The organism is Acinetobacter sp. YH01019, assembly GCF_013420285.1.
Taxonomy (GTDB): domain Bacteria; phylum Pseudomonadota; class Gammaproteobacteria; order Pseudomonadales; family Moraxellaceae; genus Acinetobacter; species Acinetobacter gandensis.
Window position 1 is genome coordinate 1 of record NZ_VOYM01000044.1, and the last position, 20674, is coordinate 20674.

Sequence of the window (20674 nt, forward strand, 5' to 3'; positions counted from 1 at the left end):
TTATTTGAACAATCTAAAATATTTGTATTACCTGAAAAAAGGCAAAGGCAATGTCCGCGAGTAGTGAAAATTAAAGCACAAAAATATCCAAGAAAATGCCAGTCAATTTCTTAACTGACTGGCATTACTGCAATTGCAGGGCTTTTTTTTAGGGCTAAACGTTAAGTGACAACGATGTTTAGATGTAAAAAGAAAGACCCTTTTGGGTCTTTCTTTTGCTTTTAAGACTTATTCTGCATTAATGGTTTTTTCAGCCGTTTGCTGATCTTCCAACATGGCTTTTCGACCAATTGGAATCTGACGCGGTAATTTTTCTTCTGGTACGATACGTTGCAGTTCAATAGTTAATAAACCGTTTTCATAGTTTGCATGTTGCACTTCAATATGTTCATCTAAACGTAAAGACAGCTTAAATGAGCGACGTGCAATGCCTTTATGCAAATATTCAACCGTTTCTTCACTAATGGATTCGGGTTTACCTTCAATTGTGAGCAGTTGATTTTCTAAATGAATCAATAACTCATTTTGCAAGAAACCTGCGGTTGCAACCACAATGCGATAGCTATTCTCAGCTGTCTTTTCGATATTATACGGCGGATAATTGGGTGCGTCGCTTTGCATGGCATAATCAATAAAATCATTTAAGCGATCGAAACCGATACTACGACGGAATAATGGATGAAGATTTAAGTTACTCATGATTAGAACTCTCTCAAATTAAGCAAAGTTATAAAAACAAGAAAATCAGATCTGTCATGTTAAACATCGACAGTGCATAAGATTGTGGCAATCCTTATGTAAAATAGATATATGTTGAGTTAGCTATTTTTCAAGAAAAAAGTAAAAATATTTTTGATATTTTATTATAAGATTTTGATAAGAATGGGTTTATTTTAGTGGTATTTTTATCGCTTGTTGTTTTAAGTAAAATAAACTAAGGTGTCAGTGCATCGCCAAAATGGCTTTATTGAGTATAAAAAACAATGATTGATCTTTATTATTGGGGAACACCAAACGGTCTTAAAATCAGTATTGCTCTTGAAGAAATGGGGCTTGATTATCAGATTATTCCCATTAATATTTTAGCCAATGATCAATTTCAGCCTGATTTTTTAGCCATTTCACCGAACAATAAAATTCCTGCCATCGTTGATCAAAATGGACCGCGCGGCGAATCAATTTCAGTGTTTGAATCGGGTGCAATTTTACAATATTTGGGGCGTAAAACGGGTTTGTATTACCCTGAAGATGAATTTGAGCGTGTTGAAGTTGAACAATGGTTAATGTGGCAAATGGGGGGGGTTGGACCAATGCTTGGACAAAATCATCATTTTAGTCGTTTTGCACCTGAGCGTATTCCTTACGCAACCAACCGCTATGTGGAAGAAACCAAGCGCTTATATGGTGTGCTGAATAAGCACTTGGTCGGGCAAGATTATGTTGCGGGTGAATATTCAATTGCAGATATGGCAATTTTCCCTTGGATCTTGCGTCATGAGTGGCAGCAAATTCAGCTTGAAGAGTATCCTTATGTGAAAGAATATGTTGAGCGTTTAACCGCTCGACCCGCAGTGCAAAAAGCATTATCGATACAAGTCTAAAAAAAGAGCATGGAAACATGCTCTTTTTTTATTGAATAAAGAGTAACTTTTTCCACCACGGCTTTTCTGTTTCTTGAGTGGTGGTGAGGGAAAATGGTTGTACAGCTACAAAAGGATAGGCCACACCATTTTCAATATAAGGTTTAAATTTAGCGCGTAAAAGTGAACGTTCAACTCGTTGATCAATTTGGGTGATCCCTGAGCTTTTGACTAATTCGGCCTTTTTAATTTCGCCTGTCGTCAATACATATAGTTTAAAGGCTAACGCACGATTTTGATTGCCAAGTTCTGCATTATTAAAATCGAACACAGGTCTTTTTAGCCAAACAATTTCACCACGTGTGTGAACTTCTTGTTTGGCAGCGTTTGTTGGTATTTCCGCATGTAAGGCGGTCAAACTTTGCAGCAATATTAAAATACTCAAGGCAATAGTTTTTTTCATAGATCTAGTTTTTAAGTTTTATCAATAGATGTGACGCAGATTAAAAGTGTCCTGCTTGAATGTAAATTGCATAAAGGCTTAAATTGAGTTTTAAGCTGGAAACAAAAGAAAATTATCGTGCTGTGTTAGAATGCGGCGCTGCCGAAATAAATACATTGTTGACAGTCTAGTTGGATGATTTTGTGATGAAAGACTTTTTCTTAAATTTTACCCGCATTGTTGAAAATAACCCAAGAATCTATTGGAGTATTATTTTTGGTATTGCAGGCTGTTTGGTTCTATTCGTCGCTGAAATTGTGCATGTGCAAAATATTCTTGCAGATTTACATACCAAGGATCAAAGCATCATGCGGGCTGCAATTGAGCCGATTTCGCAGCAATATAAATGGTCTAGAATCGTGGTTATTATTGCCGCAGTAATTTGGTCGAACGTTGAATATTTAAAGTCGAAGAAAAAGTTAGGGCTTTAAGCATCTACATATGGCACTCATTGCTTTATTTCTAAGTGCGTTTGGAGCTGCAACGTTATTACCGCTTCAATCTGAAGCAGTACTCTTAGGTTTACTTGCGCAAGGTCAATGGAGTGCTGCGGCGCTTATTAGTGTGGCGAGTGTTGGAAATATTTTAGGTTCATGTGTGAACTGGTGGCTCGGCCTTAAAATTGAACATTATAAAAATAAGTCGTGGTTTCCAGTGTCTGAAGTCAAAGTGCTGCAAGCTCAAGGCATCTACCAAAAATATGGTTATTGGTCACTGCTTTTTAGTTGGTTGCCGATAATTGGTGATCCAATTACCTTAATAGCGGGCTTAATGAAAGAAAACTTTTGGCGCTTTGTTTTGATCGTTACAGCAGCAAAAGTTGCACGTTATTTAGTGGTTTATTTAGTTTTTATTGGTTTCTTTGCATAAAAAAGACAGAGGATATTTTATTTATCTCTGTCTTTTTGTCTTTGTACGAAGATTTTAGTTATTTACAACTATTCAATCTAAATTGAATTTCATCTTTAAAGTTCGATTTTTTATAGACCCATAGCGTGCTCGCTGTACGTTTGACAGAGATTTGACTATTTCTCAGTGCTTGAACCACTTTCTGATCAATTGCATAAATGCCTGAACCCTGCTTGATCTTCACCTTTTTCACTTGCCCGTGTTTATCCACTTTAAAGTTAAATTTGACTTTACGATCATGCTGCTTCAATTCACTGCTATTGATGTCTAAATTAGGTTGAGCAGCATATTTAAAAGCAGTTTTTTTATCTGTATTTTGTGCATTCCAAACTTTTGAATCAAAGTTGAAATCACATACAGGTGTATTGCCTTTAACCCTTAAATTAAAGGCTTGATAACCAATGATGGCTTTGGTTTCACCATTTTCTGTGTGTGGTTTCACTTCAGCTTTTTTAACCGCTTGAATCAAAATACGATCCAGTGCATCGATACCTGTACTTTCTTCAACACTTGCATCGGTAATTTTACCTTTGGCATTTGCAGCTACCCGAATAATGGCAGCTCGGTCACGCTGTTTTAAATCTTCATTGGCGTAAATCGGTTTCGGAAAAATTGACCAATTTAAACGGGTAGTAAGATGTGCAGGTGCAACGTCAATATTTTGTGCAGGGAGTTGATGGGTTTTAGCTTGTGCACTGAGTGCTGTGGTAAATGGAACACTAACGAGAAGAGATAAGCACAGGATTTGTTTCATAGGTTTCGTCTTGCATCACTCATAGGGTGATTTTGCTTCAATATTGCTGCGCAGTATTTCCTGTATTAGAAATACTGGCAAGGTTTAAATGAAAAATAGCCGATTATTTTTTCGACTGATGTGTGATGTCGACGCCAAACAAGTCTCTGGTTTTTGCCCAACTAATCGCGACTACCGCCATGGTCATGCAGCCACCAAACAACGTCGCCATGATGGTGCCCATATATTTTGCTGCTAAACCGGATTCAAAAGCCCCAAGTTCATTACTGCTAGAGACAAACATGCCATTTACTGCTGCAACACGGCCACGCATATTTTCAGGTGGATAAAGCTGTAAAATCGTTTGACGCACGACGACAGAAACGCTGTCACATGCACCGGTCATTGCAAGAGCAAAGAGGGAAAGCCACATATTATTTGAGAAAGCAAAAAGAATGGTAAATACACCAAAACCTGCCACTGCAAGCAGCATGTTGCGCCATGCATGATGGGTAGGCGGAAACTTGGTGAGTGTAATCATGGTGATTAATGCACCGATTGAAGGTGCAGCACGTAAGTAACCTAAGCCTTCAGGGCCAACTTTTAATATGTCTTCAGCAAAAATGGGTAATAGGGCGATTACACCGCCAAAAAGTACAGAGACCAAATCTAAGGAAATAGACCACAGTACAATTTTAGTTTTCCAAATAAAGCGAAAACCTTCACTCAGACTGTCTTTTAAATTATCTGATTCAATTTTGGGAAAGCTACGTTTGCTAAGTAAATTAATCAGCACAAAACATACACTCAGGAGGCCTGCAACGGTGAGTAGACTAGTTTCACGACCTAGATAAGCCAGCATAAAACCGCCTAACATTGGGCCGATAATCACGCCACTTTGCCAGCCAATGGTGGTCCATGTTGCGCCATTGGCATACAACTCACGTGGAATCAAAAAAGGCTTGAGTGATGTTGCAGATGGATTGTAAAAACCACGAATTGTCCCGAGGCCAAAAATTACGGCATAAATGCCCCACGATAATTGATCGACATTGATTTTTTCTAAACCATAATTATGAAATAAGGCCCAAAGTATCAATGGCATGGGTACTGAAAAAAACAGACATATTTTCATAATGGTCTGTTTATTAAAGCGGTCAGCAAAATAGCCGCCCCACAACGAGAGTGCAATAAATGGAATTGCTTCAGCCAGTCCAATAAGGCCTAGAGTTAAAGGGTCTTTGGTGATTTGATACAGAGAATAAGCAACGATAATTTCTTGTATCAAAATGGCTAGAGTAAGGCAAAACTGATTTAGCGTCACAATCGAGAAGTCTCGATAACGAAGAGCTGCAAAAGCATCCTGTGCAGATTTCATAATTGGTCTTTTGATTTGATGTGCGCATATTATATAAGCCTTCTGCTGAGATGTTTATAAATTCATCGCACATGCTTTATCAGAAAATCGACTAAGATTAATTTCAGCATAAAATAATCGCTTTCGTTTTAATCAAAGATCCTTTAGAATATTCGCTCCCTTACCTGCAGGTCGTTTTTGCAATGGTGCAGACGTTCCGAACAGGTGTTCAAAAGAGGTTGTTATGCCTAAGATGAAAACTCGCCGTGGTGCAGCAAAACGCTTTAAAGCGACTGCAACCGGTTTTAAGCGTAAACAAGCGTTCAAACGCCACATTTTGACCAAAAAATCTGCTAAGCGTATTCGTCAATTACGCGGCTGTGTAATGGTTCACGTAAGTGACGTTGCTTCAGTTCGCCGTATGTGCCCATACATCTAAGGAGATTTATAAATGGCTCGTGTAAAACGTGGTGTACAGGCGCATCGTCGTCATAAAAAAATTCTTGCTCGTGCTAAAGGTTACTACGGCGCTCGCTCACGTGTTTATCGCGTAGCGTTCCAAGCGGTAATCAAAGCAGGTCAATATGCTTACCGTGACCGTCGTCAAAAGAAACGTCAATTCCGTGCTCTATGGATTGCGCGTATCAATGCTGGTGCTCGTCAAAATGGTTTGTCGTACAGCCGTATGATTGCTGGCTTGAAAAAAGCTCAAGTAATTATCGACCGTCGCGTACTTGCTGACATCGCTATGCATGACGCAGTTGCGTTTGCTGCTTTAGCTTCTAAAGCTAAAGATGCATTGGCTGCATAAGTCTTTATGACTTGAAAAAGACCGCTTTTAGCGGTCTTTTTTTATGGCTAGTTTTATGATTGAAAGGGCAATGTGTGATTTAATCAATCCATTCAGCCCGACATGATTAATTCTCAAATGCGCAAACAATACCATTTTCGCCAAGTGGGTGAGGATATCTATATTTGGGATGTACACAGCCTTGTTGCATTAAGCGAAAAACTAAACGTCAAAGAAATTCTTATTACCGATATTCAAGAATTAAACGAAGCCTATTGGTTTCCTGATACACATCCGACAACTCAGCAAATGATTGAACATATGCAATTGGTCAATGCAGCTGATTTAAGTTATCCGATTATTTTATGTGCTGAAGGGCGCGTAATGGATGGTATGCATCGTATTGCTAAAGCAATTTTAGGACATCAAACACATATTTTAGCTGTACAATTTGAACACACGCCTAAACCAGACTTTATCAATGTGGATGAGGGTGATCTAGATTATGCATGAGAATAAAGATTAACCAATGCCATGAATGCTGCTATCGTGGTATTCATTCAGTCCACTGAAATAGAATAAAAGTGATGAAAAGAATAAATGTGGTTGGTACATCTGCTACAGGAAAGTCGATATTTTCTAGAGCTTTGGCAGAAAAACTCGGTTTGCGCTATATCGAATTGGATAATCTATTTTGGTTAGATGACTGGCAGGAATGTCCCGATGAAATCTTTTTTGCGCGCATTGAAGCAGAAGTAAAGCAAGCAAAAAATGGTTATGTGATTGATGGGAATTATACACGTAGTATTCCAGTGAAATGGGCAGAAATAGATACCGTGATTTGGTTGGATTTGCCCTTTCCGATTAATCTTTATCGATCAATTAAACGCGCTTTGAGTCGAGCCTTGACTCAGCAAAACTTATGGGCTGACTCAAATAATCAGGAAAGCCTTTGGCGTATGTTTGGGCGTGATTCGATCGTTTGGTGGATGATCAAAACGCATAAAAAGAACCATGAAAAATACCTTAATATGATGAACGCAGCTGAATATCAACATATTCAATGGATTCATTTAAAAACGCCCAAACAAGTGGAACAATTTTTAGATCAGCTTGATTCATACGAATACGATATGTAGCTTCAAATGATTTTTAATTCAGTCATTGGTTACACAAAATAGCTTTAATTATTTTTGTGCACGATTCCTAATAAAACTAAATATTGACAATAAAAAGGACGACATAATGCTTGCTGAAATTCGAGGTATGGGACAGGGGAGTATCACTGTTGAATTGCAAATGATTCCGCGTAAAGGCGAATCCGTTAAAATTATGTATGGTGCAGATGCACAGCTAGAAGGTGAAGTGGTTTCAGTTAATCACTATATTAATCAACATCGTGATGAGCATCGTGTTCAACTCGAGATTCGACCATTTAATTATTTAATCACCACCTAATAAACAAGCACTTCATGAAAAGTACCTGTTTTGATCGATAAAAATTAGGATGGTTGCAATTAACGCTTATAGCCCAAAATAATAAGCCAATAGGCAAATTATCACAGTAAGAAGAATAAGCGTAATGACGCTACCAGCTCCTGGTTTATGCGATGAATGTGGCGGCGTTATTTTACTGTGTGTTGCTTGGCGATGATCAGTTTTAAAACCATCGAGTGGGGAGTTTTCAATCTTTGGATTTAAACGCGCAGTTTTGTAATGGTTGGCAATTTTAACAATTAGTTTAGCGGTTAAATCTTCAATTTTTTGTAAAAAATGCCTTAGGTTGAGTTGCTCTTCAGGGGTTAAAACCGTGCCATCCTCATGATAGGGATGTTGAATTTTGGCCTCAATAAAGCTGTTTAAGGCGTCTAAGCGGTGCAGACTATCATGGGCAAAATCTGCTTGGGCATCTGTGGGGAGCAGCGATAGATACACAGATTCTGTTTGTTCTGAATCTGCTGGTATATTTTTTCCAAAATAAGGTGAGCCTAAAAGAGTGGGTTCAACAAAACCTTCTGCTAATTTCTGCTCAAATAGCTCATCGTTGGTATAGTTACGAATATCATCCCAATTCGGTTGCAGCAAATCGGCATCGACACGTTTAATTAATTTATGATTTAAGTCATAACGCCATAAGGTTTCACGACGGACTTGGATTTGTTGTGCTTTCGGGATTTCATAATCATTGTCTGCGGTGTACCACTCAGCCAATTCTTTACCAAAAATCCATGCCTGCTTTTTATTTTGTTCATGGCTCACAATGAAGTGTGCGAAAGGTAATAGTTCCACGTTGGCATTTGGGTTTTGTTCATCATTTAAAAGACTTGAGCTATGTAAACTCAAGCGACGAACCCCTTGTTTTTTTAAGCCTTCGAGCCAAACTTGAAAATGTTGCGCCAACAAATGCTGCGAAAGTAGATCACGAAAATGGAAACTGTGCTGATCAAAAATACTGTGCTGCAGCCAGCGCTGGAAACTTAAATCCTGATTTAGGAATTCATTGCCGTACGTCACTAAAGTGAGTTGTTGTTTCCAGATTGGATCAAGTGCCATAGAGATAGGATCCCGTTGAAATTGCATTTATTTTATACTTTTTTTAAATCTTGATGCTATTGCAATTTTAACTTGCGAATGCGCTTCATCATAACGGCTAAAAACTGTTAGAATAAGGGGTTTATATATTTTTTTAAATTGTTGCTTTGAGAGTTACTATGTCACTGGAAGCCCTGACCACTGAAGCGCTCGCTGCGATTGCAGCAGCAGAGGACCTTGCTACACTCGACCAAGTGCGAGTGCAATTTACAGGGAAGAAAAGCCAGCTCGCGGAACAATCGAAGTCGCTCGGTAAAATGGACCCGGACGAACGTAAAGTTTTTGGTGCTCAAATTCATGCCGTTCGTGAAGCGATTACAGGCGCACTGACTACTCGCCAAGCTGAATTACAAAAAGCTGCATTAGAACAAAAGCTTGCTAGCGAAACGATTGATATTTCATTACCTGGCCGTGGTCAAACGGTGGGTAGCATTCACCCTGTCACTCAAGTACAAGAACGTATTTGCCAATTCTTTACGAAATCAGGTTTTACCGTTGCGACTGGCCCTGAAGTTGAAGATGATTATCACAACTTTGAAGCATTGAATATTCCAGGCCACCATCCTGCACGTGCTATGCACGATACTTTCTATTTTGATGTGAACCATTTGTTACGTACGCATACTTCAGGTGTGCAGATCCGTACAATGGAAACTCAGCAGCCTCCAATTCGTATTGTCTGCCCAGGCCGTGTATACCGCTGTGACTCAGACCAAACGCATTCACCAATGTTCCACCAAATTGAAGGTTTATACGTTGCAGAGAATACGAGCTTTGCTGAGTTAAAAGGTTTGTTAGTGAACCTGCTTAACGAATTCTTTGAAAAAGATCTTAAAGTACGTTTTCGTCCATCTTATTTCCCATTCACTGAGCCAAGTGCTGAAGTGGATATTATGGATGAGCGCGGTAAATGGTTAGAAGTATTGGGCTGCGGTATGGTGCATCCTAATGTATTGCGTTCAGCGGGTATCGATCCTGACAAATATAAAGGCTTTGCCTTTGGTTTAGGTGTAGAACGTTTTGCAATGTTACGTTATGGCATTAATGACTTACGTATGTTCTACCAAAACGATGTGCGTTTCTTACGCCAATTTGCTTAAACAGATTTTTTATTAATCCTCTCCTAACCTCTCCTTTATAAAAGGAGAGGGACTTCTCGAAGCAAATACTCGAGTGGTTCTCCCCCTTTATTAAAGGAGGAGTTAGAGGGGGATTAGAAATTTAGAATTAATAGGTTTTTAACGAAATGAAAATTAGCGAAAATTGGTTACGCACGTGGGTGAATCCAGCCATTGATAGCGATACTTTATCTGACCAATTGACCATGTTAGGTCTAGAAGTAGACGAACTTGCACCAGCAGCAAAAGCATTTACAGGCGTTGTTGTTGGCGAGGTTTTGACTGTAGAGCAGCATCCCGATGCTGATCGTTTACGTGTAACGACAGTAAATATTGGTACAGCTGAACCTTTACAAATTGTATGTGGTGCACCAAATGTTCGTGCAGGCATGAAAGCACCGGTTGCTACGATTGGTGCAGTACTTCCAGGTGATTTCAAAATCAAAAAAGGCAAACTTCGTGGTATTGAATCACAAGGCATGCTTTGTGGTGCGTCAGAAATCGATCTTGAAGACAAAATCGATGGTCTATTAGAGCTTCCTGCTGATGCGCCTGTTGGTGTAAATATCCGTGAATATTTAGATCTTGATGACAATGTCATTGATATCAGTATTACACCAAACCGTGGAGACTGTTTCAGCATTCGTGGTATTGCACGTGAAATTGGAGTGATCAATCAACTTCCTGTAACTGCCCCTGAAATTAAAGAAGTTGCTGCAACAATTACTGATGAGAAGAAAGTTGTTGTTGAAACTGATGGTTGCCCACGTTACTTAGGTCGTGTCATCAAAAACGTCAATACCAAAGCACCAACACCAGAATGGATGGAACGTGCATTAGCACGTTCAGGTATTCGTCAACACAGTATTTTGGTCGATATTACCAACTATGTATTGATGGAACTCGGTCAGCCTTTACATGCATTTGATGGTGGTAAAGTTGATGGTGCGGTTCGTGTACGCCAAGCGACAGCTGCAGAAAAACTGACCTTGTTAAATGAACAAGAAGTTGAGCTTTCTGAAAACGTGATGGTGATTGCGGATGATCAAAAAGCACTAGCCATTGCGGGTATTATGGGTGGCTTGTCTTCTGCAGTCTCTGACAATACCACTGAGATTTTCTTAGAATCAGCTTTCTTTGATCAACTGTATGTTGCGGGTCGTGCACGTAGCTTTGGCTTACATACCGATGCATCTCAACGTTATGAACGTGGTGTAGATTTTGAGTTGCCGATGACTGCAATGCATCGTGCATCTCAGTTAATTGCTGAGCTTGCAGGTGGTGAGTTTGGTCCAATTACCGTTGCAGAAAAAGCAGAATTATTGCCAAAACGTGAAGCGATTGAATTGAATCAAGCACAAGTTGATCAATTACTTGGTTACAGCATTGAAAGTGCGTTTATTACGGATGCATTAACACGTTTAGGTTGTAATGTGACTGTTAAAGCAGAAGGTGAGTGGACAGTAGTTCCACCATCACATCGTTTTGACATGACGATTTACCAAGACTTGATTGAAGAAGTAGCGCGTATTCACGGTTATGACAATATTCAAATCAGCTTGCCTGTGATTGATGTGAAATTAGCTAAATACCAAGATCAATTTGAATTAGTACAACTTCGTCAAACAGCAGTCGCTTTAGGTTATCAAGAAGCGATCAGCTTCAGCTTTGCTGATGCAAAACTTGAAAAGCAATTGAATCCACAAGGTCAACCATTAGCACTTGCAAACCCAATTTCTAGCGATCTTGCGGTCATGCGTTCGACTTTGTTATCAAGCTTGATTCCTTGCGTTCAGTACAACGTTAACCGTCAACAAAGTCGTGTACGTTTTTATGAATTAGGTTTACGTTTTGATTATCAAGGTGCGAGCAGCATCCATGATCTTAAACAGATTCCAATGTTTGCTTTAATTGCAACAGGTTCACGTACCACTGAATCTTGGCATGGTAAAGCACAAGCAATGGATTTCTTTGACTTTAAAGGTGATGTTGAAGAAATTTTAAATTCAGCACGTTTAAATGTTGAGTATATACGTTCAGAACGTGCTTGGTTGCATCCGGGACAATCTGCTGAAATTTTGGTTGATGGTCAGTCTATTGGTTACTTTGGTCGTTTACATCCATCTTTAGAAGATGAGCTGGATTTATCGACAACTTGGGTTGCTGAGTTTGATCAATCGGCTGTTTTGCAAACTTATGTATCTAATTTTACAGAATTATCACGTTTTCCGTCGGTTCGACGTGATATTGCGCTTTTAATTAGTGATAAGATTAATGTTAGTGAAATTCAGCAACTTATCGAAAAAACTGGCGGCGAGCTTTTAGACGCAGTTTGGTTGTTCGATGTGTACACTGGTCAAGGCGTCGAGGAGGGTAAGCGTTCTTTAGCGTTTGCAATTCAATGGCAACATCCAACACGTACACTTGAAGATGCTGAAATTAAATCCGGTATGGATAACATACTTCAGGTGTTGGAAAACACTTACCATGCGACATTGAGGGCTTCATGACAGCATTAACAAAAGCAGAAATGGCTGATCATTTAAGTGAGCTCACGAGTTTAAACCGTCGTGAAGCAAAACAAATGGTCGAGTTATTCTTCGATGAGATTAGCCAAGCGCTAATCTCTGGGGAACAAGTTAAACTCTCTGGTTTCGGTAACTTCGAGTTGCGTGACAAACGTCAACGCCCAGGCCGTAACCCGAAAACGGGTGAAGAAATTCCGATTTCTGCCCGTCGTGTAGTTACCTTCCGTGCGGGACAAAAATTCCGTCAACGCGTAGGAACAGAGCAGATCGATTGATCTGCTTTTTTTTGCCTAAAATTATGGGATGATTAACCCAAGTCGATAGCGCATGGTTTTATGATGAGTTCATTATTTTTATGTTGCAACGATATTGGATGGGAGTTACAGATAGGTGTTATAAAACTCTGCTTAAGGATTATGTCTGAGATTGTTTAACGTTATAAAATCTAGCACTCTCTTTAAGAAACACAGAAAGAAAAAATAAATTTTGTGAGCAATGCGAGTAAATATCTAGGCTTCGTTATTCTGTGATTTGATATTTTTAACAATAGTATAGGCAATAAAAAAGAGAGCCAAAGGGCTCTCTTTTTGTACTGAATAATCGTATAGATTATTGAGCAGCAACTTCAGAAGCAGCAGCAGTAGCTTCAGAAGCAGCAACAGTAGCTTCAGAAGCAGCAACAGTAGCTTCAGAAGCAGCAGCTTCAGCTTCTACTACAGCAGCGTCAGATGCAGCAACTACTTCAGAAGCAGCAGCTTCAGATGCAGCAGCAGGAGCAGCTTCTTCAGTTTTTTTAGCACAACCAACGAAAGCTAAAGTAGTAGCAACTGCAGCAGCAATAGCGATTTTTTTGAATAACATGGCATCACTCTCTAAATTTGAGATTAAAAAATAACCTGCGTTAGTCTGTTATGTGCTTTTATTATGCCTAATTTTTATTAGGTATGAACAATGCAGAGCAGCCTAACTGGTCTGCGAGTATGCTATCACTGCACCTTTTTAAATGCTACTGGGAAGTTTGAAAAATCAGTCAAAAAAGCATGAAATTCGTGGAGTTTTTAACAGAAAATAACAATCAAAAAAAGATTTATATTGGAGAAATGCTAAATAACACCCTAAAAACACTAGGGTTTTCTCTCATAATATTTTCAAAATCATCAACTTGAAAATAAGTTTACATGATTGCAATTCGATTGTTTTATTGTGTAAATAAAGTCAACCAAATAAAAAGGCCATCGTTATAGATGGCCTTCTTTTCAAAGCATCAAACTTAGTTTGATGCTTTGCGTTTCATTTGATCAAAGAAATCATCATTGGTTTTGGTTTCTTTCATGCGATCAAGCAAGAATTCCATTGCCGCAAGTTCATCTTGAGTATGAAGCAGTTTACGTAAGATCCACACTTTACGTAGATTGTCTTCAGACATTAGGCGTTCTTCACGACGAGTACCAGATTTCTTGATGTTCATCGCAGGGAACACACGTTTTTCTGCAATGCGACGGTCAAGCGTAATCTCTTGGTTACCTGTACCTTTGAATTCTTCGTAAATCACTTCATCCATTTTACTGCCAGTTTCGATTAAAGCAGTTGAAATAATAGTCAGTGAACCGCCTTCTTCGATATTACGTGCAGCACCGAAGAAACGTTTTGGACGTTCTAAGGCATGAGCATCCACACCACCCGTTAATACTTTACCTGATGATGGGATCACAGTGTTGTAAGCACGGGCAAGACGGGTAATTGAGTCAAGTAGAATCACGACATCTTTCTTGTGTTCAACTAGACGTTTTGCTTTTTCAATCACCATTTCAGCGACTTGAACGTGACGCGCTGGAGATTCATCAAATGTTGATGCAACGACTTCGCCGCGAACAGTACGTTCCATTTCAGTCACTTCTTCAGGACGTTCGTCAATAAGAAGGACAATCAAGAAACATTCAGGGTTGTTACGAACAATCGATTGCGCAATGTTTTGCAGCAACATTGTTTTACCCGCTTTTGGCGGTGCAACAATAATTGAACGTTGGCCTTTACCAATCGGTGCAACCAAGTCAACCACACGAGCAGTTAAATCTTCAGTCGTACCATTACCTAATTCCATAACCAATTGTTCAGTCGGGAATAAAGGCGTTAAGTTTTCGAAAAGGATCTTGTTGCGTGAATTTTCAGGTGTGTCGTAGTTAATTTGATTAACTTTTAATAGTGCAAAATAACGTTCGCCTTCTTTTGGTGGGCGAATCGTACCGGTAATTGTGTCACCTGTGCGTAAGTTAAAGCGACGGATTTGTGATGGACTCACATAGATATCGTCAGGGCCGGCTAGGTAAGAACCCGCTGCAGAGCGTAAGAAACCAAAGCCGTCCGACAGAATTTCTAGAACGCCATCACCAAAAATCTCTTCGCCGTTCATCGCATGGCGCTTTAAGATGGCAAAAATAATGTCTTGCTTACGGTTACGAGCCATTCCTTCGAGGCCCATAAACTCGGCAATCTTGATGAGTTCGCCAATCGGTTTTTTCTTAAGTTCGGTTAAGTTCATAGGTGATCAGATAGAATCTAAAATTCTGAGGTACAGTTGGAAAAGGGAGCAACAATTTGCCGCAATCACGCAATAAACGATAGCAATTGATTTGCACAAAACAATTCAGAGATCTGATTCGTTATTTGAAGAGATATGTGAAAAACAATTCTGTTGCCGAGCGGCATTTTATGTGTTGTGTGTTGTAAGAAAATGACAGGATTTGAGATCCTTTATTTCTTGACTAAGCAATATAAGAGAGAATCAAGGATTTGTCAATTTATCGACAAAAAAAATACGCTGCATCAGACAGCGTATTTTTATGCTTTATCTTAGAGAAAATATTAGATATTTTCTTCAATGAAAGCTGTTAATTTTGATTTTGGCGCAGCACCCACTTGAGTCGCAACAACTTCACCATTTTTGAACATCAATAAAGCCGGAATGTTACGGATGTTGTAGTTCACGGCTGTTTGTTCACAAGAAGTTACATCCACTTTTACGATTTTTACTTTGCCTTCAAATTCTGTAGAAAGTACTTCAAGTACAGGCGCGATAGCTTTACAAGGAGCACACCAGCCAGCCCAGAAGTCTACAAGAACAGGAGTATCTGACTCTAATACGTCAGTTTGGAAGTTTGCATCAGTCGTGTTTACGATATTGCCAGACATGGATTTTGCTCCGGAATTAATTTTTAAGTTGACTCTATACTTATAAGTATTACATAGCCAACTATAACAATGTAGGGGGTTATGTAAATTTTCAACCTGAATGGTGAGTTTGTCTAATGGATGATCACGATGCCGATGATCGTGTATTGCTATGGCGTGATACGCGAAAAATTATGAAGATCCGATGTTGAATAGCACAAATGGCTTTTAAATTGCATGTATGTGAATTAATCTAAGTGCAATTCTGAACAGGTCTTTTCAAATAATGTCTGATTTTTTAATTGATGAAGAATTACTTGCTGCCATCGATATGGGGTCGAACAGCTTCCACTTAGCCATTGCACGTGTCGATCATGGGGAAGTTAAAAAAGTTGCATCAATGTCAGAAAAAGTTCAACTTGCAGCTGGTCTCGATGAAAATAAGAATTTAACAGAGGCAGCTCAGCAACGTGGTTTGGCATGTTTAGCACGATTTGTTGGGCGTTTGAGTCCTGTTCAAGCCAATCGTTTACGTATTGTGGCCACCAATGCTTTGCGACAAGCCAAGAATGGTCATGAATTTATTCAAAAAGCCGCTGAAATCTTACCAAAACCAATTGAAATTATTGCTGGACGTGAAGAAGCACGTCTGATTTATTTAGGTGTTTCTCACACGATGGCAAATAGTGGTCGTCGATTGGTAATTGATATTGGTGGTGGTTCAACTGAACTGATTATCGGTGAGGAATTTGAGCCGATTCACACTGAATCTGTTCAGATGGGCTGTGTAGCATTTACTAAAGCCTTTTTTGTGGATGGTGAAATTAGCCTGAAAAGCTTTGATCGTGCAGTGAATGCAGCGCGTAAAGAAATTGCAGGTATTGCCAATACCTACAAGGCAGCAGGTTGGGATACCGTTGTGGGTTCAAGCGGTACTATTAAGGCTTGTCGTCAGATTTGTGTCAACATGGGTTGGAGCAATGACCAAGAAGAATTGACCCGCGACGGCTTATTTAAACTCAAAGATAAATTACTCAAATACAAACATGTCAGTGAAATGGAGTTCGAAGGTCTAAAAGAAGATCGTCGAGCAGTTTTGCCAGCAGGGATTGCCATTTTGTATGCAGTGTTTGATGTATTAGGTATTGATAAATTGGTTTACTCCGATGGTGCATTACGTGAAGGTGTGATGTATGACCTTTTGGGGCGCTTCCAACATGAAGATATTCGTGATCGTTCTGTGCATGCATTAATGGGTCGCTATAATGCAGATACTAAACAAGCTGAACGCGTGGTGAATACGGCACAGCAACTGTTTAATGGTGTCGCTACTGCTTTGAACTTAACCAGTGATGACAGTGATTTACTGCGCCGCGCAGCTTATTTACATGAGATTGGTTTGGCGATTAGTCATAGTGGCTATCATCGTCATGGTGCATATTTGTTACAGCATTCAGACATTCCAGGTTTTTCACAAATTGATCAAAACCATTTGTCACATTTGGTTGCACACCATCGCCGTAAGTTACGTGGTGATGCACGTGTCGATGTGATGAAAGTCGGTGGTAACAAACTTGTGTACTTATGTCTATTGCTTCGTTTAGCAGTTTTACTGAATCATAGTCGTAGCGATGAGATGCTTCCTGCCATTGAATTGAGCGTGGACAATGCGCAACAATGGCAACTAAGTGTTTCTGGTGATGCCAAACAGTGGCCTTTGTTGGTTGCGGACTTGCATGATGAGCAGCTGCAATTTAAACATTGGGACATTGAATTGAATATTCAGTCGGAACAATTTATCAATTAACAGATAGTTAAGTTAGGGATAATGATCGACCTATGAAAAATAAAGCAGCTCAATCTAAAGCCTGGACTACGGTTCAGATCGCACGTCATCCTGAACGTCCGCAGTTTTTGGATTATGTTGGCGAAATTTTTACAGAGTTCGATGCTTTGCATGGTGATCGCCTCTTTGGTGATGATGGTGCGATGATAGGCGGTTTGGCTCGTCTAGATGGTCAACCAGTCATGATCGTAGGTCAGCACCGTGGTCGCAGTACCCGTGAAAAATTACAGCACAACTTCGGTATGAGTAATCCTGAAGGCTACCGTAAAGCGCAGCGCTTAATGAATATGGCGGAACGTTTTAATCTACCGGTGTTTACTTTTATTGATACTATGGGCGCATACCCAGGTGTAGGTGCAGAAGAGCGTGGTCAAGCAGAAGCGATTGCGACCAGTTTGGCACAACTTTCATCTTTAAAAGTACCTGTTGTTGCAACGGTATTGGGTGAAGGTGGTTCAGGTGGCGCATTGGGTATTGGTGTTGCTGACCGTGTAATCATGCTATCTCATAGTATTTATTCTGTGATTTCACCTGAAGGCTGTGCCTCTATTTTGTGGAAAACTGCTGAAAAAGCGGAACAAGCAAGTGAAGCATTAGCGTTAACTGCCGACAAATTACAAAAAATCGGTATTGTGGAATATGTGGTGGACGAAGCTGAAGGCGCACATTTAAACCCTGAAAAAGTGATGCAGGATTTAAAAGTCGTATTGAAGCAGGCTCTGGAAGAATTGCAACCGATGGATGCAAACGAACGATGCGAAGCGCGTTATCAGCGTTTAATGAAGTTTGGCAGCGACAATTTAGGGCTGACTGCTTAAGTCAAATTCAGGCACTGCCTGAACACAGCACGTTTTTAATAGGATGTAGTGGTGGCATGGATTCCATGTTGCTACTGCATCTTATGTCGTTTTTATGCCCTGATAAAATTCGGGCAGTCTATATCGATCATCAACTTCAAGATGTTAGTTCAGCATGGGGCGGCTTTGTTCAGAAGCAATGCCAACTGCTGAATATTCCATGCATTATTCAAAAGGTTCAGGTTGAAGATGGTAATCTTGAAAATCAAGCCAGAGCTGCACGCTATCAAGCTTTTCAGCAGCATTTGAATCCTCAAGATATTTTAGTCTTGGGACATCATCAGCAAGATCAAGCCGAAACATTAATGTTGCGCCTGCTTTCTGGTGCTGGCGTGCAGGGTCTATCAGCCATGAAAAAGCTAGATAGACGTGATGATTTAACCATTTGGCGGCCATTATTAGATCTATCTCATGAGCAAATTTGCCAATGGGCAGGGCAGCTTGATGTGCAAAATATTCAAGACAGCACTAACTTTGACACCGAATATGACCGTGCATGGAGTCGTGAAATATTGTGGCCAGTACTCAGTTCTCGTTTTCCTAAAATGCAACAGACACTGAGCCGTACCAGTTATTTGATGCAAGATGCAGATGAAATTTTGCAGCAAGTCTTAAATGATGATTTAAAACAATGTGGTTCGGCAGAACTTTTAAATCTTGATGCTTTACAGCAACTCACAGCGCCAAGACAACGTCAGCTTTTATCGAGTTGGATGAAAGGCCGAAGTCAGTATCGCCCGAGTTTTGATATGGTACAGCGACTGATGACGGAAGTGATTGCTTCACGAAAAGATTCGCAGGCAGCATTACACTGGAATGGTTTTTACTATGTACGTTTTCAGCAGCAACTTCATCGTGTGGCCAAAGCGGATTATTTAGTATCACCTCTTAAAAATAAATCTGTTGTTTTGAGTTTTCAAATGGGGCAGAGCGTAGCGTTAGCCTCAGGAAGTTTTCAAATTCAATCTTCCCCGATGGGGCTTTCAACGAAATTGTTGAATCAACCCCTCACACTGAGTCCACGCCTTGGCGGGGAAAAAATCCATTTATATGGTCGTGTCGGAAGTTGGCCACTGAAAAAAGCCATACAGCAGGCGCAAATTTTTCCGTGGCAGCGTCATACTATTCAAATATTAAGCCGAGATAATGTTATGCTAGGTGTCTTTACGCCTCAGGGCTTTTGGTTAGCGCAGTCGGATTACTGTACAAAATCAGGCTGGTTACCAACTTTATCTCTTAACGCTAAAACAGCAATATCGGATCTTCAATCATGAGCGCAATTTTAAATTGTAATATCAGTTTCATTGGTGGCGGTAACATGGCACAGGCATTAATTGGTGGCCTGATTGCGCGTGGTGTCCCGACAACACGTATTACAGTTTCAGATCCGGTAGAAAAAGTACGTGCACTTTTGGCTGAAAAAGATTTACATGTAACAGATGACAATCTTGCTGCGATTCGTGATGCTGACATCGTTTTGTTTGCTGTAAAGCCTCAAGTGTTGGCGAGTGTTTTAGCGCCATTAAAAGGTCTACTCGCAGGTAAGTTGGTGATTTCAATTGTTGCTGGTGCGGAAATTGCAACGATTGCTCAATTGTTGGAAACAGACCGTATTGTGCGTGTAATGCCAAATACCCCAGCTTTAGTACAAACTGGTGCACATGGTTTGTATGCAGGCGCAGCTGTTTCAACCGAAGACCGTGAATTGGCAAGTCAAGTTTTGGCTTCTACTGGTTTAACACTTTGGGTAAACTCTGAAGCACAGATTGATGCTGTAACAGCTGTTTCAGGTTCTGGTCCTGCTTATTTCTTCTATATGATGGAAAGTATGATTCGCGCCGGTAAAAACATGGGCTTGGATGAAAAAGTCGCGACGGCCTTGACCTTACAAACGGCTTTAGGTGCTGCACAAATGGCCATTACCAGTGCAAACAGCCCAGCAGAACTGCGTAAAAATGTTACGTCACCGAATGGTACGACTCAAGCTGCGCTAGAGGTTTTTGATCGCGCGCAGATTTCTCAAAATATTCAAACTGCGTTGGCTGCTGCACAAAAACGTAGTCAAGAGTTGGCACAAGAGTTAAGCGAAAGCACCAAATAATTCGATTTGATTTAGGAAAGTTCAAGTATGGGCTCTGCTCAAATTTTTGGAATCATTATTAACGTTGCAATTTTGCTCGTATTTTTCCGTTTTTTAATGCAGCTTGCTGCGGTCAGTCCATATAACCCTGTGGTTTTGGCTACAGCGAAAGCAACAAAAATTGTTGATATCTTTAGCCGAATTTTCCCCACTTTGGCAAAAGGGCGGGTTAATACTGCGGCCTTAGTGTTGGTGGTGATTCTGTATTTGCTGAAAATGTTTGGTCTAATGTATCTATCCGGTGTGGCGGTCAATAGTCCGTTTCATCTGATTATTATGACCTTTGTGACGATGATTCAGGATTTGATCCGTTTCTGTCGTTACTTAATTTTTGCATCTATTATTTTGAGTTGGGTGGTGATGTTTAGTCAGTCACGCTCGCCTTATATTGAAGTTGTTCAAGAGTTGGCTGAACCTTTACTAGCACCATTCCGTCGTATTTTACCGAATATGGGTATGATTGATCTTTCACCCATCTTTGCGATTCTCGCACTATTGGTTGCTGAAACTATCATGAAGCAAGTGGCGATTACCCTTTTAACGGGCCTTTAATC

At 40.1% G+C, this 20674-nt stretch carries 24 protein-coding genes; 16 read left to right on the top strand and 8 right to left on the bottom strand.

Annotated elements, in window-relative coordinates; genetic code table 11:
- Window positions 1-228 precede the first annotated feature (228 nt).
- Complete coding sequence (locus FTT84_RS10885; protein ID WP_180058205.1) at window positions 229-699, bottom strand: Hsp20 family protein; 471 nt, start codon at window positions 697-699, stop codon at window positions 229-231.
- A 284-nt stretch (window positions 700-983) separates the two neighbouring features.
- Between FTT84_RS10885 and FTT84_RS10890 the strand changes: the two genes are divergently transcribed.
- Window positions 984-1601 (top strand): glutathione S-transferase N-terminal domain-containing protein, encoded by a 618-nt coding sequence (locus FTT84_RS10890; protein ID WP_180058204.1) that lies wholly within the window; start codon window positions 984-986, stop codon window positions 1599-1601.
- 28 nt (window positions 1602-1629) lie between these two features.
- On the opposite strand, the gene FTT84_RS10895 is transcribed toward FTT84_RS10890, so the two are convergent.
- Window positions 1630-2043 carry an energy transducer TonB gene (locus FTT84_RS10895; protein ID WP_180058203.1) on the bottom strand — a complete coding sequence of 138 codons (414 nt, stop codon included), beginning with the start codon at window positions 2041-2043 and terminating at the stop codon, window positions 1630-1632.
- A gap of 185 nt (window positions 2044-2228) precedes the next feature.
- Between FTT84_RS10895 and FTT84_RS10900 the strand changes: the two genes are divergently transcribed.
- Together FTT84_RS10900 and FTT84_RS10905 are read left to right on the top strand one after the other, a co-directional pair.
- Window positions 2229-2513 carry a hypothetical protein gene (locus FTT84_RS10900; RefSeq protein WP_180058209.1) on the top strand — a complete coding sequence of 95 codons (285 nt, stop codon included), beginning with the start codon at window positions 2229-2231 and terminating at the stop codon, window positions 2511-2513.
- Between the two features lie 10 nt (window positions 2514-2523).
- Entirely contained in the window at window positions 2524-2952 is a 429-nt protein-coding gene (locus FTT84_RS10905) for a YqaA family protein (RefSeq protein WP_180058202.1), read from the top strand.
- A 58-nt stretch (window positions 2953-3010) separates the two neighbouring features.
- Here the strand turns inward: FTT84_RS10905 and FTT84_RS10910 are convergent, their stop codons facing one another.
- Both FTT84_RS10910 and FTT84_RS10915 read right to left on the bottom strand, forming a co-directional pair.
- Entirely contained in the window at window positions 3011-3745 is a 735-nt protein-coding gene (locus FTT84_RS10910) for an energy transducer TonB (protein ID WP_180058201.1), read from the bottom strand.
- A gap of 103 nt (window positions 3746-3848) precedes the next feature.
- The gene (locus FTT84_RS10915) at window positions 3849-5102 is read right to left on the bottom strand and encodes an MFS transporter (RefSeq protein ID WP_180058200.1); all 1254 of its coding nucleotides are present in this window, start codon (window positions 5100-5102) and stop codon (window positions 3849-3851) included.
- Between the two features lie 223 nt (window positions 5103-5325).
- On the opposite strand from FTT84_RS10915, the gene rpmI reads away from it, so the two are divergent.
- The 5 genes from rpmI to FTT84_RS10940 all read left to right on the top strand — a co-directional run bounded on the left by rpmI (window position 5326) and on the right by FTT84_RS10940 (window position 7329).
- Complete coding sequence (gene rpmI, locus FTT84_RS10920; protein ID WP_067763466.1) at window positions 5326-5520, top strand: 50S ribosomal protein L35; 195 nt, start codon at window positions 5326-5328, stop codon at window positions 5518-5520.
- A 12-nt stretch (window positions 5521-5532) separates the two neighbouring features.
- On the top strand, window positions 5533-5892 hold the full coding sequence (gene rplT, locus FTT84_RS10925) for a 50S ribosomal protein L20 (protein WP_004647525.1): 360 nt from the start codon (window positions 5533-5535) through the stop codon (window positions 5890-5892).
- Window positions 5893-6009: 117 nt separating this feature from the next.
- On the top strand, window positions 6010-6384 hold the full coding sequence (locus FTT84_RS10930) for a hypothetical protein (RefSeq protein ID WP_180058208.1): 375 nt from the start codon (window positions 6010-6012) through the stop codon (window positions 6382-6384).
- 74 nt (window positions 6385-6458) lie between these two features.
- A complete protein-coding gene (locus FTT84_RS10935; RefSeq protein ID WP_180058199.1) occupies window positions 6459-7010 on the top strand; it encodes an adenylate kinase in 552 nt (183 codons plus the stop codon).
- A 106-nt stretch (window positions 7011-7116) separates the two neighbouring features.
- Window positions 7117-7329, top strand: a complete 213-nt coding sequence (locus FTT84_RS10940; protein ID WP_067763462.1) for a hypothetical protein — start codon at window positions 7117-7119, stop codon at window positions 7327-7329.
- Window positions 7330-7395: 66 nt separating this feature from the next.
- On the opposite strand, the gene FTT84_RS10945 is transcribed toward FTT84_RS10940, so the two are convergent.
- The gene (locus tag FTT84_RS10945; protein WP_180058207.1) at window positions 7396-8424 is read right to left on the bottom strand and encodes a hypothetical protein; all 1029 of its coding nucleotides are present in this window, start codon (window positions 8422-8424) and stop codon (window positions 7396-7398) included.
- Between the two features lie 158 nt (window positions 8425-8582).
- Here FTT84_RS10945 and pheS point away from each other — a divergent pair, with 158 nt between their 5' ends.
- The 3 genes from pheS (at window position 8583) to FTT84_RS10960 (ending at window position 12384) form a co-directional block, all read left to right on the top strand.
- Window positions 8583-9563, top strand: a complete 981-nt coding sequence (gene pheS, locus FTT84_RS10950) for a phenylalanine--tRNA ligase subunit alpha (protein ID WP_180058198.1) — start codon at window positions 8583-8585, stop codon at window positions 9561-9563.
- 146 nt (window positions 9564-9709) lie between these two features.
- Window positions 9710-12091 carry a phenylalanine--tRNA ligase subunit beta gene (gene pheT, locus FTT84_RS10955; RefSeq protein WP_180058197.1) on the top strand — a complete coding sequence of 794 codons (2382 nt, stop codon included), beginning with the start codon at window positions 9710-9712 and terminating at the stop codon, window positions 12089-12091.
- A complete protein-coding gene (locus tag FTT84_RS10960) occupies window positions 12088-12384 on the top strand; it encodes an integration host factor subunit alpha (RefSeq protein ID WP_067763456.1) in 297 nt (98 codons plus the stop codon). Before pheT ends, FTT84_RS10960 begins: the two co-directional genes overlap by 4 nt.
- Before the next feature lie 334 nt (window positions 12385-12718).
- Here FTT84_RS10960 and FTT84_RS10965 read toward each other — a convergent pair whose 3' ends face one another.
- From FTT84_RS10965 to trxA, 3 genes are all read right to left on the bottom strand, one after another.
- The gene (locus FTT84_RS10965; protein WP_067763454.1) at window positions 12719-12970 is read right to left on the bottom strand and encodes a hypothetical protein; all 252 of its coding nucleotides are present in this window, start codon (window positions 12968-12970) and stop codon (window positions 12719-12721) included.
- A 409-nt stretch (window positions 12971-13379) separates the two neighbouring features.
- Window positions 13380-14648: a transcription termination factor Rho gene (gene rho, locus FTT84_RS10970; RefSeq protein ID WP_067731074.1), complete on the bottom strand. Its 1269-nt coding sequence runs from the start codon at window positions 14646-14648 to the stop codon at window positions 13380-13382.
- Between the two features lie 323 nt (window positions 14649-14971).
- Window positions 14972-15298, bottom strand: a complete 327-nt coding sequence (gene trxA / locus FTT84_RS10975; protein WP_067763452.1) for a thioredoxin — start codon at window positions 15296-15298, stop codon at window positions 14972-14974.
- A gap of 265 nt (window positions 15299-15563) precedes the next feature.
- On the opposite strand from trxA, the gene ppx reads away from it, so the two are divergent.
- From ppx to FTT84_RS11000, 5 genes are read left to right on the top strand one after another with little or no spacing between them, the layout of a single operon-like run.
- Window positions 15564-17084 carry an exopolyphosphatase gene (gene ppx, locus FTT84_RS10980; protein WP_067763450.1) on the top strand — a complete coding sequence of 507 codons (1521 nt, stop codon included), beginning with the start codon at window positions 15564-15566 and terminating at the stop codon, window positions 17082-17084.
- Between the two features lie 32 nt (window positions 17085-17116).
- Window positions 17117-17941 (top strand): acetyl-CoA carboxylase carboxyltransferase subunit alpha, encoded by an 825-nt coding sequence (locus tag FTT84_RS10985; protein WP_180058196.1) that lies wholly within the window; start codon window positions 17117-17119, stop codon window positions 17939-17941.
- Window positions 17878-19254 (top strand): tRNA lysidine(34) synthetase TilS, encoded by a 1377-nt coding sequence (tilS, locus tag FTT84_RS10990; protein WP_180058195.1) that lies wholly within the window; start codon window positions 17878-17880, stop codon window positions 19252-19254. The genes FTT84_RS10985 and tilS overlap by 64 nt, the downstream gene beginning before the upstream one ends.
- Entirely contained in the window at window positions 19251-20081 is an 831-nt protein-coding gene (proC, locus tag FTT84_RS10995) for a pyrroline-5-carboxylate reductase (RefSeq protein WP_180058194.1), read from the top strand. Before tilS ends, proC begins: the two co-directional genes overlap by 4 nt.
- Before the next feature lie 27 nt (window positions 20082-20108).
- Window positions 20109-20672, top strand: coding sequence for a YggT family protein (locus FTT84_RS11000; RefSeq protein ID WP_067763442.1), 564 nt, complete (start codon window positions 20109-20111; stop codon window positions 20670-20672).
- Window positions 20673-20674 lie beyond the last annotated feature (2 nt).

Bases quoted from the DNA above. Each gene is read 5' to 3' on its own strand.
- ppx (WP_067763450.1), top strand. From the start codon at position 15,564: ATGTCTGATTTTTTAATTGATGAAGAATTACTTGCTGCCATCGATATG.
- FTT84_RS10910 (WP_180058201.1), bottom strand. From the start codon at position 3,745: ATGAAACAAATCCTGTGCTTATCTCTTCTCGTTAGTGTTCCATTTACC.
- proC (WP_180058194.1), top strand. From the start codon at position 19,251: ATGAGCGCAATTTTAAATTGTAATATCAGTTTCATTGGTGGCGGTAAC.
- FTT84_RS11000 (WP_067763442.1), top strand. From the start codon at position 20,109: ATGGGCTCTGCTCAAATTTTTGGAATCATTATTAACGTTGCAATTTTG.
- FTT84_RS10890 (WP_180058204.1), top strand. From the start codon at position 984: ATGATTGATCTTTATTATTGGGGAACACCAAACGGTCTTAAAATCAGT.
- FTT84_RS10945 (WP_180058207.1), bottom strand. From the start codon at position 8,424: ATGGCACTTGATCCAATCTGGAAACAACAACTCACTTTAGTGACGTAC.
- trxA (WP_067763452.1), bottom strand. From the start codon at position 15,298: ATGTCTGGCAATATCGTAAACACGACTGATGCAAACTTCCAAACTGAC.
- FTT84_RS10965 (WP_067763454.1), bottom strand. From the start codon at position 12,970: ATGTTATTCAAAAAAATCGCTATTGCTGCTGCAGTTGCTACTACTTTA.
- FTT84_RS10915 (WP_180058200.1), bottom strand. From the start codon at position 5,102: ATGAAATCTGCACAGGATGCTTTTGCAGCTCTTCGTTATCGAGACTTC.
- FTT84_RS10940 (WP_067763462.1), top strand. From the start codon at position 7,117: ATGCTTGCTGAAATTCGAGGTATGGGACAGGGGAGTATCACTGTTGAA.
- FTT84_RS10900 (WP_180058209.1), top strand. From the start codon at position 2,229: ATGAAAGACTTTTTCTTAAATTTTACCCGCATTGTTGAAAATAACCCA.
- rho (WP_067731074.1), bottom strand. From the start codon at position 14,648: ATGAACTTAACCGAACTTAAGAAAAAACCGATTGGCGAACTCATCAAG.
- FTT84_RS10885 (WP_180058205.1), bottom strand. From the start codon at position 699: ATGAGTAACTTAAATCTTCATCCATTATTCCGTCGTAGTATCGGTTTC.
- rplT (WP_004647525.1), top strand. From the start codon at position 5,533: ATGGCTCGTGTAAAACGTGGTGTACAGGCGCATCGTCGTCATAAAAAA.
- FTT84_RS10895 (WP_180058203.1), bottom strand. From the start codon at position 2,043: ATGAAAAAAACTATTGCCTTGAGTATTTTAATATTGCTGCAAAGTTTG.
- FTT84_RS10960 (WP_067763456.1), top strand. From the start codon at position 12,088: ATGACAGCATTAACAAAAGCAGAAATGGCTGATCATTTAAGTGAGCTC.
- tilS (WP_180058195.1), top strand. From the start codon at position 17,878: ATGCGAAGCGCGTTATCAGCGTTTAATGAAGTTTGGCAGCGACAATTT.
- pheT (WP_180058197.1), top strand. From the start codon at position 9,710: ATGAAAATTAGCGAAAATTGGTTACGCACGTGGGTGAATCCAGCCATT.
- pheS (WP_180058198.1), top strand. From the start codon at position 8,583: ATGTCACTGGAAGCCCTGACCACTGAAGCGCTCGCTGCGATTGCAGCA.
- FTT84_RS10905 (WP_180058202.1), top strand. From the start codon at position 2,524: ATGGCACTCATTGCTTTATTTCTAAGTGCGTTTGGAGCTGCAACGTTA.
- FTT84_RS10935 (WP_180058199.1), top strand. From the start codon at position 6,459: ATGAAAAGAATAAATGTGGTTGGTACATCTGCTACAGGAAAGTCGATA.
- FTT84_RS10930 (WP_180058208.1), top strand. From the start codon at position 6,010: ATGCGCAAACAATACCATTTTCGCCAAGTGGGTGAGGATATCTATATT.
- FTT84_RS10985 (WP_180058196.1), top strand. From the start codon at position 17,117: ATGAAAAATAAAGCAGCTCAATCTAAAGCCTGGACTACGGTTCAGATC.
- rpmI (WP_067763466.1), top strand. From the start codon at position 5,326: ATGCCTAAGATGAAAACTCGCCGTGGTGCAGCAAAACGCTTTAAAGCG.